This is a genomic window from Microcystis ichthyoblabe FBCC-A1114 (assembly GCF_050500245.1).
GTDB classification, from domain to species: Bacteria; Cyanobacteriota; Cyanobacteriia; order Cyanobacteriales; family Microcystaceae; genus Microcystis; species Microcystis ichthyoblabe_A.
Genome location: NZ_CP191408.1, coordinates 3,831,676 through 3,846,634, shown reverse-complemented (window position 1 = coordinate 3,846,634; position 14,959 = coordinate 3,831,676). Strand labels below are relative to the sequence as shown.

Sequence of the window (14,959 nt, the reverse complement as noted above, 5' to 3'; positions counted from 1 at the left end):
ACTTTAGCGTACAGTTTCCGCCTCTGGATGTGTAATTAATTTTGCTTAAGTAATTATCTGTAATTAAGTAGCTGGTTATAATTAAATTAAAAATGGATTTTAGGTTCGATCCCCCCTGCCCCTCTTGATAAGGGGGGTGCCGATAGGCGGGGGGATCTGAAAGTTTTTAATACCTACCTACTTAATTGTCTAGCTACTGATTAAGGAGGGTAGCGGGGGTGGGAGTTTTTTTAAGGATTTTTTAACCCCCAAAATCCCCCGATTCTGGCGAGCAATCAGTATCATGGATAACAACAACAAGCTTTAGGTCTAATCCGATAAAAATCATGACCTACCTATCTCCTAAATTATTCACTTTTGAAGACTTTTTAAACCAGTATGGAGATGACCCACGCTATCAATTAATTGACGGGGAGTTGCGAGACATGGAACCCACTGGACTTCAGGAATCCGTAGCGGGAAAAATCGCAGGAAGACTGTGGGGAGAAATCTTGCGATTACATCTACCCTGGACAATTCCTAAAAACTGTTTGCTCCGTCCAGAATCGGGTCAAGCTACTGCTTTACGTCCCGATGTCATCATTTTGGATGAAGTGGACTTTAGCACCGAACCTCTCTGGGAAAAACAAGCAATTTTAACTAGCTCCCCAGCAATTAAATTAGTGGTAGAAGTGGTTAGTAGTAATTGGCAAGATGATTATGCACGCAAAGTTGAAGAATACTCATCTTTAGGTATTGCTGAATATTGGATTGTCGATTTTCGTGGATTGGGTGGCATCTCTTTTATCGGTAAACCCAAACAGCCTACTTTGACTATTTGTCAGCTAGAAAGTGATGAATATCAACAAAAATTATATCGTCTTTATGAGCGCATTAGTTCGGCAGTTTTTCCCGAATTGTCTCTGTGTCTTCTCGATATTATGCCCTAAATCTCTAGTAAAATTATGCTGAAATCTCTTAAAAATGTCCTGAGTAATCTGCGTCAATATCCCTATAATATTATCTTTAATCCCCTCACCAATGCAGCATTAGCCATCGCCGCTATTTTAGCACTAATTGCCGATCAATTTGGCCAGGGATATTATCTAATTTTTCTGATTACTTTGGCTCTAGTTATCATCGGTATCTGGCTAGAATCTCAGAAATACGACCTCTATAAACATCAGGCGATTCCTCTACCGATAGTGATTAATATTGCTAATTTTGCTAATAGTAATAAGGCTCTGCAATCGCTTTTTAATATCATCGAAACAGAAAATAAATACAAAGATCATCAAAATAATCTTGACCAGTATCTCAATATTAGCGAAACAGATTTAATTTTTAACTACTCCTGTGATATTTATGATCAAGAAATGCTGAAAACTTTTCTGCAAATACTACGCTATAATCTAGAGAAACTTAAGAAAAAAACTCCCCAAAATACTATTATTTATCTTGCCTATATCGGTCCGATTAGCGTCGCTATTATGGTCGGCACTATTCTCGCTACCGAAGGAGTAAAAATCTTTCAATATAATAAATCTTCTGATAGTTATTATCCTGTGGTGGAAATTAGCGATCGCAAACTCAAAGAAGATATTAAGGAATACGAAAAATTTGAGCGTGTTGTCACCGAAAAAGGTCAAGATAGAGTAACTATAGCCATTGATGTTTCTTCCCATAAAATTAATCTTAATGATCAGAGTATTGAAAACTACGGCGATTTAATTTATCTGAAAAGTAAAGGCAGTGGTACAATTGAAAAAAATGAAGATTGGCTACAATATTCTAGAGAAATCTTTAAAACTATCAACATCGCTCAACAAAAAAACTATCAAGAGATTAAGCTAGTTTATTCCATGCCTATAACTTTGGGAATACTTGTCGGAATGGCAGTTCAACAATACTGGCCAATTCTCCTAACTCAATACGAAAGTTCTACCTACAGAAATCTTATTAATCTTCAGGAATTTAAACTTTATCGAGGACAATAAAGATAAAATGAACTATACTGTAATTACCTTTGCTCCTGTGCAAGGATTCATCGAAAAATCGCGTAAACTAAGGGACTTATACGGTGGTTCTTTTTTATTATCCTATCTTGCCGATGCTATCTGTCAGGCAGCGGATAAATATCCTGAATGTAGCCTTATTTCTCCGGCTTTAATTGACGTTAAAAGAGGAACTCCCAACCAAATCTTAATCGCGGGTAATTTTCCCAAAAAAGAGGCCGAACAAGTCTTCAATGACGCATGGCAAAAAGTGGTTAATAAGTGTCGGGTTTGGATTGAACAAAATTTACCACAATACAATTATACTTGGCGACGAGAATGGAACCTATGGATTAATCATACTTGGGAATTCTTCTGGGCGCAAGAGGACTCGATCGATTGTGTGTTTAAAAGTCTGCAACAGAAAAAATATCAACGAGATTGGACGGGAATTAATTGGCAAGGAGAAAGTTCTAGCTTATCGGGTTCCGATGCCATTGTTTGGTATGGAATGACGGATCAAACCCATCCTTTATATTCTAGTATTTCCCAACAAAATCAGCAAATCACTGAATTTTATCAACAATTAAGTCAAAAACTTTCTAATGCTATCCTCGATGAAACCGAACGTCTTAGCATTCCCGAATTAGTCAAAAGAATGATTACATTATATGATATTGGCAAGCCTTTAAACCTAGAACTTCCTAAAAAATTTGTGGAACTAAATCGCTACGAGGAAAAATCCTATACAGGATGGTTTCAAGGGGACGGTGACGGGATGGGAAATTACCTAAAAAATCTGTCCATATCCTCACGAAAAGAATTTAGTCAAAGAATGCGACAATGGGGAGAAGAACTAGAAAATCATCTTAACTTTGGTCGCATTATTTATGCGGGAGGAGATGACTTTCTAGGGGTTTTGTTTCCACAAAAATCAGAACCAAAATTAACCCTACAAGATTGTCTATATTGGTTTGATCAATTTCATCGGGAAATCTGGCCAAAACACGGTTATTCTCAGGATATAACTGTTAGCGTCGGTTTCGTTTGGGCAGCTTCAGGAGTTCCTCAGCGTGACATATTACAACAATGTCGAGAAGCAGAAAAATCCGCTAAAAATCAAGGTAAAAATCGTCTAGCGGTGCGAATTCTTTTTAACAGTGGTAACTATTTAGAGTGGGTTTGTCCCTGGGAAAACTTAAAAGATATCCTCGATAGTTATTGCGATCGCAGTGAAGGAAAAAACTGGACACATTTCTATAATGATATAGCAACTTTAGAAAATCGCCGCGCTTTTACCGATGATAATCACGATATTGCCAATGCAGTTTTTAACCTTTATTTTAATCAAAATATACCCATCGATACCACCTCTCACCAAGATAGAAATAACTGGGTAATTAACCTCTCAAAAGTGGCCAATCATCTCACCTAAACATAGAAAAATGTTGCAATATCTGATCATAATTAAACCTTTGGGATTTCTCTACGGTAGCGCCGGTCCGTTTCTGTCTCCAGAAAATCTAGTTGGACGTTCAGGAAATCGTTTTCCCCCCACTGCTGCCACAGTTTCGGGACTATTTGCTCACAGCAATCCCACCAATATTCGCGATTTACAAATTGCCGGCCCTTTTTGGGCAAACAGTGAACAACCAGATAACTTTTTTGTCCCCACTCCCTTTATTTATTTGGCTAAAAAACCCCTCGCAAATTATTTTCAAGACCAAGAAAATAACGACAATGGAAAAATTCAACACACCTTAACATGGCAAGAAAAATGGCAAGAGAAAGACAGTAAACAAATTGAGGGAAAATTCGATCGAGATAGTTGGATTCCTATCAACCAATGGTATAATCCTCAAAAAGCCTATGGTTCTCCGTGGCAATATCATCCCCATCTCCATCCGCGTTTGTTAGAGGAGCAAAGAAAGGTAAAAACTGGAGAATTATTCCTCGAAAATGCCGTCCAGTTACATCCAGATGCTTGTCTAGTTTATTTAGCTAATCAACCCCTAGAAAATGGCTGGTATCGCTTTGGTGGAGAATCCCATCTAGTGGAAGTTAAATCACTTGAACTAAGCAGCCATCTCCAAACTTTATTTAATCAAGATGTCGGTCAATATTTTGCCCTCATTACTGCCGCAATCTGGGGAACAAATCGCCTATCAACTCGCAATCCCAGTGATTGGCAATTAGAAACCCTCAACACCGAAAGACCAATAACCTATCGTTATCGATTCGGAGGAAAAGATAAAGTTAAGCGCTTATCTAGGGGACGTTATGCAGTTCCCGCAGGAACAGTTTATCGCTTAAAAAACCCCTTACCATCTTGGCAAAATTGGCAGGAATCTTGGTTCCCCAGCGAAGGGGTTTCTCTCAAACGTTGGGGCTGCGGATTAGCCTTACCCTTAGAAAATATTGCCAAATAAAGCCTATAATTATTGAGTAGGGTAAATGAGACGAGAATAAGTGATAGCTATGGCAAAACTAAAAACTAGATTTACCCGAAAAGCTTTATTAGATTATTGAAAAAGTGGTAATAATCAAAGCTCAAAAATTAGCAAAAATAAAATGCTGCGTATGTTTTTAGATTTTTTTGTAGAAGATGCCTTTAAAAACCCTTCTTCTCTCACTCCTTACACAGAGGAAATGGCTAAAGAAATCGATGAATTATTAAAGGGTGTTGCAATTGATTAAGACTAAACCTATAGCTTTGTGCTGTCCTAATAGCCTAAATACCACGATCAAATATTAACAAAATCTTAGAAAATCCTGACATTAATGTTAACCTAGTTTAGAATAATCCCTAAGCATCTAAAATACTCACTTTTACCAAAAAATGTATCACAAAAGTTATGGCATACTTGAAACCTTAGCACCCCTTCATGTGGGAGCAACCGCAGGAGAAGAAACGGGTAATCTTAACCTCATTTTTCGTGACCAATTCACCCAAACAGCAATTATCCCCGGTAGTTCTATTCGCGGCCGTTTTCGTGCCGATATGAACAATATAGATGAAAAACGTACATGGTACGGACACGAAACAATCCCAGGACAAGAAGACGGAGGAACCACCGAAGCAAAAGTTAAATTTGAATATGCTTCCCTCGTTTGGTTGCCGGTATTTTGTCCGGGGCAGCCGATAGTTTGGGTTACTTCTCCCCTATTATTAAAACGCTACAAACAAATCACGGGAATCTCTGCAAAAGTACCCAATCCCTATACTGCTTCCCCTAGTTTACAAGCGCGAGTAGTGCAGGGAGTTAACCGCAATAGCAAAGTTTTATTTTTTAACTTAGGATTTCTCGAAATTGAACACTTAGAGGAGCTTTCCCCCTGGATTCCCCCGCAAGCGGATTTAAAAGCTTCTCAATTAGTCGTCGTTGATGATAACGATATATCCATGCTGCACGATATGGCACTCTACCGACAAAGCCGGGTTAAACTACTAGAAGGTCAGAAAAAAGTGGATACAGAAAAAGGAGCTTTTTTCAATGTGGAAGCTTTACCCGTGGGTAGTATTTTAGTTTTTCCCATTGCTTGCAAAGAAACAGGATGGCAACCTTTTGGAGAATCGGTAAACCAAAAAGAATTATATTTCGGAGGATTAGAATCTATCGGTTTTGGTCGTTGCCAAGTTACTATTTTAAACTACGCTAATCAATAATTACATTTTATCTAATATTATGGCTTGGAAAGAATACAATCTCGATCGCATTGCTCAGAAATTAGTTCTCGCTGCCAAACTACGGGATCGAGATTCTCTCAATCAATCTTTTAAAATGCGTGAATCCGTTTCCTATGGACTAGAAAGATTCTGGGGTGAACATCTGCGCTTACAATCCAAGGAACCCAATAAGGCACAATACTGGAAAGAAACTTGGGATAAATTAGTCGAAACCATGGCAGAAGCGGGGATTCCTATCCCTAACGATACCGTACAGGTAAATGATACCGAATCTGTTCAAGTAATGGCAGAAAAACTCTGGGAATTAAAGCTAGAAGACCAGAGAATTACCCTCGCTGTTTTAACGCAACTATGCGATTGTTTAGTTTGGTGGACTCAAAGATATAAAGGAACAAAGGAGCGATAAATTATATGGTTAATATTCCCGATATTGGTGACAAAATCCCCCTGATGTTTCGCGCACAAACCAAAGGGCGATCGCAATTACAATATATTGACTCTAAAAAAGATGAAAATGATAGCCAAAAATGGGTAAAGGAATGGATAGAACGAGTCGATGAAAATCCTCCCCAATTTGGTCAAGAAGTAAAAACCAAAGAATATCAAATATCGTGGCGATTCGTCACTAATGGGGGACAAGATGAAGGAATAATTCGGCCTGTAATGGGTGCTTATGGCATACCATTTTATCCCGGTTCCAGCATGAAAGGAGCCTTTTGTCAAGCTTGCACCCCCGAACAAAAACAACGTTATCACCTCGAAAAAGATAGCGATAACCCTAGTCTTTTGCGCTTCCATGGCGGTTATCCCGTTAATGATTGGACGGAAAATCTTTTAGATATTGTTCACCCGCAACAGGGATGGCAAGTAAAAACCCCAAACACTCGACAAAAACCCAGTGGAGAAAGTGGTTTTGCTTTAATTTCTCTCTATCAACCTACCCTAAAATTTGGCATTTCTACCTCAATAGAACAACCCGATTGGGAGGAGATTTGGACTATCTGGGAAAGAGCTTTAGAATCTGGTCTAGGATGCCGTGTTAGTAGCGGTTACGGCTTACCAAAAGACATTAAATCTTCAAAAGAACCTTTATATAAATGTTTTCTGAAAGGGCAAGGAATGGCTCCTAAAAGCCTCGATGGTGCAAGGGAATTTCGACCCAATATTTTTCGAGGAGCAATTCGCGGTCATGCCTTGCGTATTTTTGGCGGTTTAACTGATGCTAAAAATGCCGAAAAGTTAGTTAATCAGCTATTTGGAGGAATTGACGGAGAAGCAAGCCAAGGTTTACTAGCGGTCGATTTTTGTGTCAAATCTCTAGAGTTAGGAACCTTTGCCAAGGGTTACAACGAACCCACCTACACAGTAACAGGAGAATTGCGCTGGATTCTCACCCAATCCCAATCTCTCCCCGAAAACCAGCAAGAATGCTTAAAAAAATTAATTTGTTTTCTCACTCGTTTTGCCATGTTATTAGGAGGATTTGGTAAATCATGGCGACGAGCAGATCATAGTATTTTCTATGAGGATTATTATCCCAATAAACCCTTAATTGGCTGTCATTGGCAATGGGGGGATAAAAGTTCTTTAATCAACGATAATAAAGTCATAGATTTAACTCATGTTCATCCCTTTATCAAAGATGTTCGCACTATTGCTAAACAATGGATGTCCTTACAACAAAATATCCCCATAACTCCCGATAATAGTGCTAACTGGCGAGAAAGTTGGCATCCTAAAAATGTCGAAGTTTGGGGAAGAATTGCCGAAGATAAAGATGATTCCCTAGCCATAAAATGGCTTCACAAAGCCTATCAAAAATTGGATGATTTAAGTATCTATAAAACCTCGGTGACAGGAATAGTAACAAAAAATATCAATCAAGTTGGTCGTCTTTGGCATCGAATGTATCCCCTTGTGAATATTATCACTACTGAACAGGGCAAAAAAAGACCGAAAGACACCTATAAATATCTAGAATTATTAACAATTTTTCCTGATGACTCTGATGATTGTGCTTATTTTCTAGGTTTTCTAGACGAGAATAATGGTCAAGAGGGAAAATTTCAAAAACTTTGGCCGAAATAATCTCGTTTATAGTTAAGTACCTAAGCAAAATTAATGACAAATTAGGATTAGTTGGAAACATAAAGAGTAAGGCTAATTCATTAATTAGCCTTACTCTTATCCCTTACCTATTAGGTCAAATAGGATTAGTTGGAAACGTTAACCCCTCATTTAGTCCGCTTGTCCAAGTAATCGCCTTACCTATTAGGTCAAATAGGATTAGTTGGAAGCAATTCCACCCATTCTAACCAAGTGCCTTTGAAATTTTCGCAACCTTACCTATTGGGTCAAATAGGATTAGTTGGAAACTTCTTATCGTAGGTGTCGATATGGACAATCGAACCACCATTACCTATTAGGTCAAATAGGATTAGTTGGAAACATCAAGGCTATTCCCCAATCCGGCTCGACGGTTTCGAGTAGTCTTTACCTATTAGGTCAAATAGGATTAGTTGGAACCTAAAAAAGTAGGGCTAATTCCGGAATTAGCCCTACTCTTATCTCTTACCTATTACTGGACTTCCCTGTTGACAAAAGGCCATAACCTGTGCTGTAGGAGGGATTAAAAGAATTTCCGCCGCCCCGTTACTGGGTACAAATTAGGGAAACCCCTAATAAATCTAACGCATGATTGTTGTAGTTCAGTCGGTCAAGTTATCTTAGAAAAACGATAACTTCCTTCTCTAATCGTACATTCTACTGTATGCAAGCAAATTGTCCCCAGGTCTTCCAACAAAGTCCGAAAACTATGCACAGGGAGGTTTTCTTGATTCCGTTTTTTTCTCTCTTTAGATTGAGCGGATTCACTGCGACTAGCTTTAATCACATTCAGAGAACTATCATCAATTTCTTCATCCTCAAATAACCAAGGAGCCAAGCACTGTTTTAAATGCCATTCCACATAATAAGCCAACATACACAAAAAGATATGGGCTTTGATTCTATCACCCTGATAATGATAGATAGGACGCACCTTTAAATCAATTGACTTATAACAGCGAAATGCCTCCTCCACTTGAGATACACTTTTATAAGCTTTAACCGTTGTCGCTGCATCCATCAACATTTACTACCAAATCATTACCAGCAGGTGCAGAGCAGAAGAAGTTAAGAACATTCCCCGCAATAATGGCCAGCAGTGGCCGGAGAAATAAGGCGGGGAATGCCTGCTTGAGCTAGAGGTTCTGGAACAGTACGTTGGTGTTACTGAGAGTAGGAGATCCCGTCAACGTGATGATCGCCAACGGACTGAAGGTTGATCCCGCGGAACCATCGGCATCGTAGGAGAGTACCCCACCGCTGTAGGTGAGGTAGCCAGCTGCAAGGGCGTCGGTATAGTTTGTGGTTCCCAAAGACACGCTACCCAAGGACGTGAAGGCGCTGGCACCAGTGGTATTGAACACGATGGTGTCGGTATCGCCGGAAATTGCACTGAAATTGGTAATCACATCCTGCCGGTCGTAGATGCTCAGGAACTGGAAGGTGTCGTTGCCGCCGCTACCAGCGAGGGAATCATTGCCGAACCCGCCGACGATGGTGTCATTACCATTACCACCATTGATGATATCATTGCCAGATCCGCCGTAGATCAGATCAAAGCCGCCGATTCCGCTGATGGTGTCGTTGCCGGTGCCGCCCCTGATAGTGTCGTAGCCGTTGCCGCCGTCGATGATGTCGTTGCCGTCGCCGCCATTGATGGTGTCAGTGCCTTCGCCGCCATTGATGGTGTCATTACCGGTTGATCCAGTGATGGAATCCGCGCCAATTGTACCTGAGCCAATCACACTATCGCCTCCAGACGGACCATCATTCGGGTCAGGACCGACGCCCACGGTCATAGCGATGTTGGCCGAATTGGCAACACCCTGGTTGCCAAGGGTATCGAAATAGTCGTTGGACACTGCCACTGTTCCCGTTGCTGACTGGAAGTTGGTGGCAGTGAACGTGGCGGTGTAGCTGCTGCCGCTGCCGGTGAAGTTGCTCAGCACCCCGTTGGTCAGGGTCACGTCGCTGGCGGCGAAACCGCTTACGGCTTCGCTGAACTGGAAGGTAACTGTAGTGCTAAAGTTCTGGCCAGTGAGCAGTTGGCTGGCAAAGTTGATGCCCACTGTCGGATTGAGCGTATCAATCGTCACCGTATCCGAGCCGGCTCCACCATCTTTGCCCGCCACGTCGGTGTAGCTGGCCGCTGCCACGGACACCGAGCCGGTGGTTTCCACCGCATCGTCGGCCGTGAAGATGGCCGTATAGCTGCTGCCATCCACCAGGGTGAAGTCGCTCAGGGTTCCACCGCTGACGTTCACATCACTGTTGTCAAAACCGGTGACATCTTCGCTGAATTCAAAGGTTACCAGAGAACTGTTATCGTCGTCGTTGAGGGAAGGATCAACGATATCGACTGCGAGGGTCGGATTTTTGGTGTCAATCGTCACCGTGTCCGTACCCGCTCCACCATTGTTACCGGCAATATCGCTGTAGCTATCGGCTGCCACGGACACCGAGCCGGTGGTTTCCACCGCGTCGTCGGCCGTGAAGATGGCCGTATAGCTGTTACCATCCACCAGGGTGAAGTCGCTCAGTGTTCCGCCGATGACGTTCACATCACTGTTGTCAAAACCGGCGACATCTTCGCTGAACTCAAAGGTTACCAGAGAACTGTTATCGTCGTCGTTGAGGGAAGTATCAACGATATCGACTGCGAGGGTCGGATTTTTGGTGTCAATCGTCACCGTATCCGAGCCTGCGGAGCCGGTGTTACCTGCCACGTCGCTGTAGCTATCGGCTGCCACGGACACCGAGCCAATGGTTTCCACCGCGTCGTCGGCCGTGAAGATGGCCGTATAGCTGTTACCATCCACCTGGGTGAAGTCGCTCAGGGTTCCACCGCTGACGTTCACATCACTGTTGTCAAAACCGGTGACATCTTCGCTGAATTCAAAGCTGACTAGAGAACTGTTGTCTCCGTCGTTCAAGGAAGCATCAACAATGTCCAGTGCAAGGGTCGGATTGAGCGTGTCAATCGTCACCGTATCCGTACCCGCTCCACCATTGTTACCGGCAATATCGGTGTAGCTATCGGCTGCCACGGACACCGAGCCAATGGTTTCCACCGCGTCGTCGGCCGTGAAGATGGCCGTATAGCTGTTACCATCCACCTGGGTGAAGTCGCTCAGGGTTCCACCGCTGACGTTCACATCACTGTTGTCAAAACCGGTGACATCTTCGCTGAATTCAAAGCTGACTAGAGAACTGTTGTCTCCGTCGTTCAAGGAAGCATCAACAATGTCCAGTGCAAGGGTCGGATTGAGCGTGTCAATCGTCACCGTATCCGTACCCGCTCCACCATTGTTACCGGCAATATCGGTGTAGCTATCGGCTGCCACGGACACCGAGCCAATGGTTTCCACCGCGTCGTCGGCCGTGAAGATGGCCGTATAGCTGTTACCATCCACCTGGGTGAAGTCGCTCAGGGTTCCACCGCTGACGTTCACATCACTGTTGTCAAAACCGGTGACATCTTCGCTGAATTCAAAGCTGACTAGAGAACTGTTGTCTCCGTCGTTCAAGGAAGCATCAACAATGTCCAGTGCAAGGGTCGGATTGAGCGTGTCAATCGTCACCGTATCCGTACCCGCTCCACCATTGTTACCGGCAATATCGGTGTAGCTATCGGCTGCCACGGACACCGAGCCAATGGTTTCCACCGCGTCGTCGGCCGTGAAGATGGCCGTATAGCTGTTACCATCCACCAGGGTGAAGTCGCTCAGGGTTCCACCGCTGACGTTCACATCACTGTTGTCAAAACCGGCGACATCTTCGCTGAATTCAAAGGTGACTAGAGAACTGTTAGTTCCGTCGTTCAGAGAAGCATTAACGATATCGACCGTCACTGTGGGTGGGGTATTGTCGTAGGGAACGAAAACAAATTGCCCATCTACCGCCTTGATACCACCAGTGCCGTTGACGCTTGTGGCTCTGACACCAAGGGTGACAACACCCTGAGCCAATAACGATTCAATCTCTACCCCTTGATCCTTGCTGTAGCTGTAAGTATAGGTATTACCCGCAGTCAGAAGACTGCTGCCATTATGCTCCGTTCCCGTTAACCCCGTATCGGAAATCTTGTCGTATCCATCCCAGACGATACCAGTCCCATTCATATTGAGACTGTTATCCTTCGATAACAATCTGATAGTCCCATCCGCGTTGCTATCGCCATTCGACCACCATAACGCGTTGAGGTCCATTGACCCCTTCTTCATATCAACAGTCCATTGATTTGTGACTGTGTTGTAAGAAGCGGTGAACCAGAGAGCCTGGGTGGTGTCGCCGTATTCCCAGGTGTAAGTGCCTTCCTGCAATGTCATAATAAAAATTCCCAATCAACAATTCTATACATACGGCAGATTCAGGCTCAGTCTGGTACATCTTCTAAGTGGAAACGCTTATCCAATAAAGAGTTATCGGTGCCACACGGATAGAGGAACCGCCGTATCTAAATGATAACAGATTATGTAGCGTATGTAACCATTTAGGGGGGGCAAGCAGCCAGTGGCATTGATTCTATGGAAGGACTCTCCTGGGGTAGCAGAGAGGGAGAATTACTACTCCTCCCAGAGGCGCGAAGGGTTCCTCGGTTATAAATTCCAAAACATTGCGGTTCTGAGAACGCAGGCTCGTCACTACCATCAGCATCTCCGCCCTGAAAGGGTGACAACGAGGTTAAAGTCTAGGCTGGGTGTAGGCTGTGGGGAGTTTTTTGCTGTGAACAGTAAACAGTAATCAGTAATCAGTGCAAAGACAGTAGGAAACTTCTATTTAATACTGCACACTTAAAACTCAAATCTGATAACTGATAACTAATAACTGATAACTGCTATAAACCCCCCCAAACTAATCGGGCTGCCCAAAAGGGAATTAACAAAAATAAAGCGATAAAATCAGCCCATCTTAACTTTAATTCGTGCCAGCGTACTTGATGCTGATTGGGACTGGTAAAACCGCGAACCTCCATAGCGATCGCTATTTGTTCGGCGCGTAAAAGCAAATTATCTAGTAATTTTTCCACTACTGTTAACCAGACGTTTAAACTTCTTTTAATCCCTAATTTTTGCCAATCGATCGCCCTAGTTCTCACTGCCCTAGCCAGATTTTGCACTTCTTCTAAAACCAGGGGAATAAAGCGCAAAGAGAGGGTCAGAGTCAGAGAAATTTCCGTCACTGGCACATTAAATCGCCGTAAAGGACTCATTAAATTCTCTAAACCTTCGGTAATTTCTTCCGGGGCCGTCGTCAATAAAAAGAGATTAGTGCTATAAATCAAAGTAAAAATTAGGGTACTAATTCTCACTGCTAATTCCAAAGAACGTCGGGTAACAAATAAACGGCCTCTATCCCATAAAACATACTGATAATCACTTGCTGGCGGTAAATTCAGCCCTTCCTCCGGTAAACGCGGCTGAATACTCACCCCTAAACCATCGGGAGTGATAGCAGTAATCAGAAAGACGATAATCGCTAAAAATATCAGCCAGCCCATCTGTTGCCGCCAGACGCGGGGGGGAATAGGAGCCAACAGGGTTAACAACATTAACAATCCCACCAAAGCTAAACGCCACCAAGGATTAGCCAATAAAGGTGCTGCTAAAAAAGCCATTAACCAGATAAATTTTACCCGCGCATCTAGTTGATGTAGTCGGGTAATTGGTTGATCGAGATAAAGACCGATGGGCAAACTTCGCAATAAATCCATAAATTAGACCTTGGTGGCTCTATTAACCGTTTTTTCCACTTCTCGCGCCGGTTTGCCGCGCCAGATTAAGCGGATCGGGGTTCCTTTAAAGCCTAACTGTTGCCGGAATTGCCCTTCGATGTAACGGCGATAGTTATCATTAAAGCGCTGGGGATCGTTAACGAAAAGGGCGATCGTGGGAGGTTGACTCGATACTTGCGTGCCATAGTATAGTTTCCCCTGTTTTCCGCCTCTTGTGGTGGGGGGATTGTGCCATTTAACCGCATCTTCGATTACATCGTTGATTACCGAGGTACTGACGCGACGACGGTGAGATTCGGCGGCAATATCGACTAATTCGAGGATTTTGGTGACTCTTTGCCCCGTCATGGCGCTGACAAAGATCATTTCTGCCCAATCCATAAAATACAGCCGATCTTGGAGCATTTTGGTGTAAGTATTGATGGTGTAGGTGTCTTTCTCCACCGCATCCCATTTATTGACCACTAGCACCACCGCACGCCCTTCTTCAATGATTCGTCCCGCCAATTTTAAATCCTGTTCGGTGACACCATCTAGCACATCGATGACGAATAACACCACGTCAGACCGGCGAATGGCCTTAAAAGCACGGTTAATACTGAAAAATTCGGCTCCATAGTCCACATTCTTCTTACGGCGAATCCCGGCGGTGTCAATTAACCGATACACCTGTCCTTCTCGTTCAATTAAAGTATCGATCGAGTCTCTGGTAGTTCCCGAAATCGGACTAACGATCGCCCGTTGTTGTCCAGTTAAAGCATTGAGGAGACTGGATTTACCCACGTTAGGACGACCGATAATTGCCACTTTAATCTCTTCATTTTCGGGAATTTCCGCCCCGGGTGGCAAATATTTAATCACCGCATCAAGTAGTTCACCTGTACCAGAGCCGTGAATGGCCGAGATGGGGAAGGGTTCACCGATGGCTAATTCCCAGAATTCCGTCGCTTGCAGGACACCCTGTTCCACCGATTCACATTTATTAACTGCCAAAAGTATCGGCACATTTTGCTGTCGTAACCAAGCGGCAATTTCTCGATCGCCGGCGGTAATTCCTGCCTGGCCATCGACAACAAAAATCGCCACACTTGCCTCTGCTAGGGCGATTAAAGCCTGTTCGCGGATTAAAGGGAGAAATTCGCTGTCATCGTTAAAAACTAGCCCTCCTGTATCGACAATTTGAAAATCTCGATCGCACCAGAAAGCCGGTTGATAGGTGCGATCTCTGGTAATCCCGGGTTGATCAAAAACGATCGCCTGTTGATCTCCAGCGATACGATTGACGAGGGTAGATTTGCCCACATTGGGACGACCGATAATAGCGACGACAGGCAGTTTCATAAAGGGAGGAGGGGACGGAAATTAAAGACCCAATATTCTATCATAGCGATTTGCGATCGACCTTGGTTGATTTGAACGTTGGTTTACACAAAGGTAGTAGTGATGGAGATAGGAGTC

Annotated in this window: 11 protein-coding genes and 1 pseudogene; 8 read left to right on the top strand and 4 right to left on the bottom strand. The window is 43.3% G+C overall.

Annotated elements, in window-relative coordinates:
• The first annotated feature begins 326 nt into the window (after nt 1-326).
• From ACQY1Y_RS18590 to ACQY1Y_RS18555, 8 genes are all read left to right on the top strand, one after another.
• Nucleotides 327-929, top strand: a complete 603-nt coding sequence (locus ACQY1Y_RS18590) for a Uma2 family endonuclease (RefSeq protein ID WP_430013324.1) — start codon at nt 327-329, stop codon at nt 927-929.
• A 15-nt stretch (nt 930-944) separates the two neighbouring features.
• The gene (locus tag ACQY1Y_RS18585) at nt 945-1,976 is read left to right on the top strand and encodes an SAVED domain-containing protein (RefSeq protein ID WP_430013323.1); all 1,032 of its coding nucleotides are present in this window, start codon (nt 945-947) and stop codon (nt 1,974-1,976) included.
• 7 nt (nt 1,977-1,983) lie between these two features.
• Nucleotides 1,984-3,408 (top strand): Cas10/Cmr2 second palm domain-containing protein, encoded by a 1,425-nt coding sequence (locus tag ACQY1Y_RS18580; protein WP_430013322.1) that lies wholly within the window; start codon nt 1,984-1,986, stop codon nt 3,406-3,408.
• 10 nt (nt 3,409-3,418) lie between these two features.
• Nucleotides 3,419-4,402 carry a type III-B CRISPR module-associated Cmr3 family protein gene (locus ACQY1Y_RS18575; RefSeq protein WP_004268164.1) on the top strand — a complete coding sequence of 328 codons (984 nt, stop codon included), beginning with the start codon at nt 3,419-3,421 and terminating at the stop codon, nt 4,400-4,402.
• Nucleotides 4,403-4,544: 142 nt separating this feature from the next.
• Nucleotides 4,545-4,670 carry a hypothetical protein gene (locus ACQY1Y_RS18570; RefSeq protein WP_430013321.1) on the top strand — a complete coding sequence of 42 codons (126 nt, stop codon included), beginning with the start codon at nt 4,545-4,547 and terminating at the stop codon, nt 4,668-4,670.
• Nucleotides 4,671-4,812: 142 nt separating this feature from the next.
• Nucleotides 4,813-5,640: an RAMP superfamily CRISPR-associated protein gene (locus tag ACQY1Y_RS18565; RefSeq protein WP_069474141.1), complete on the top strand. Its 828-nt coding sequence runs from the start codon at nt 4,813-4,815 to the stop codon at nt 5,638-5,640.
• A 19-nt stretch (nt 5,641-5,659) separates the two neighbouring features.
• Nucleotides 5,660-6,067 (top strand): hypothetical protein, encoded by a 408-nt coding sequence (locus ACQY1Y_RS18560; RefSeq protein WP_002779055.1) that lies wholly within the window; start codon nt 5,660-5,662, stop codon nt 6,065-6,067.
• Nucleotides 6,068-6,072: 5 nt separating this feature from the next.
• Entirely contained in the window at nt 6,073-7,749 is a 1,677-nt protein-coding gene (locus tag ACQY1Y_RS18555; protein ID WP_430013320.1) for an RAMP superfamily protein, read from the top strand.
• A 564-nt stretch (nt 7,750-8,313) separates the two neighbouring features.
• Here ACQY1Y_RS18555 and ACQY1Y_RS18550 read toward each other — a convergent pair.
• From ACQY1Y_RS18550 to der, 4 genes and pseudogenes are all read right to left on the bottom strand, one after another.
• Nucleotides 8,314-8,791, bottom strand: a pseudogene (locus tag ACQY1Y_RS18550) (IS1634 family transposase); the annotation flags it as partial.
• A gap of 112 nt (nt 8,792-8,903) precedes the next feature.
• Nucleotides 8,904-12,095, bottom strand: coding sequence for a beta strand repeat-containing protein (locus ACQY1Y_RS18545; protein ID WP_430013319.1), 3,192 nt, complete (start codon nt 12,093-12,095; stop codon nt 8,904-8,906).
• A gap of 509 nt (nt 12,096-12,604) precedes the next feature.
• Nucleotides 12,605-13,480, bottom strand: a complete 876-nt coding sequence (locus tag ACQY1Y_RS18540; protein ID WP_002774784.1) for an energy-coupling factor transporter transmembrane component T family protein — start codon at nt 13,478-13,480, stop codon at nt 12,605-12,607.
• Nucleotides 13,481-13,483: 3 nt separating this feature from the next.
• Nucleotides 13,484-14,842, bottom strand: a complete 1,359-nt coding sequence (gene der / locus ACQY1Y_RS18535; RefSeq protein WP_430013318.1) for a ribosome biogenesis GTPase Der — start codon at nt 14,840-14,842, stop codon at nt 13,484-13,486.
• Nucleotides 14,843-14,959: the final 117 nt, after the last annotated feature.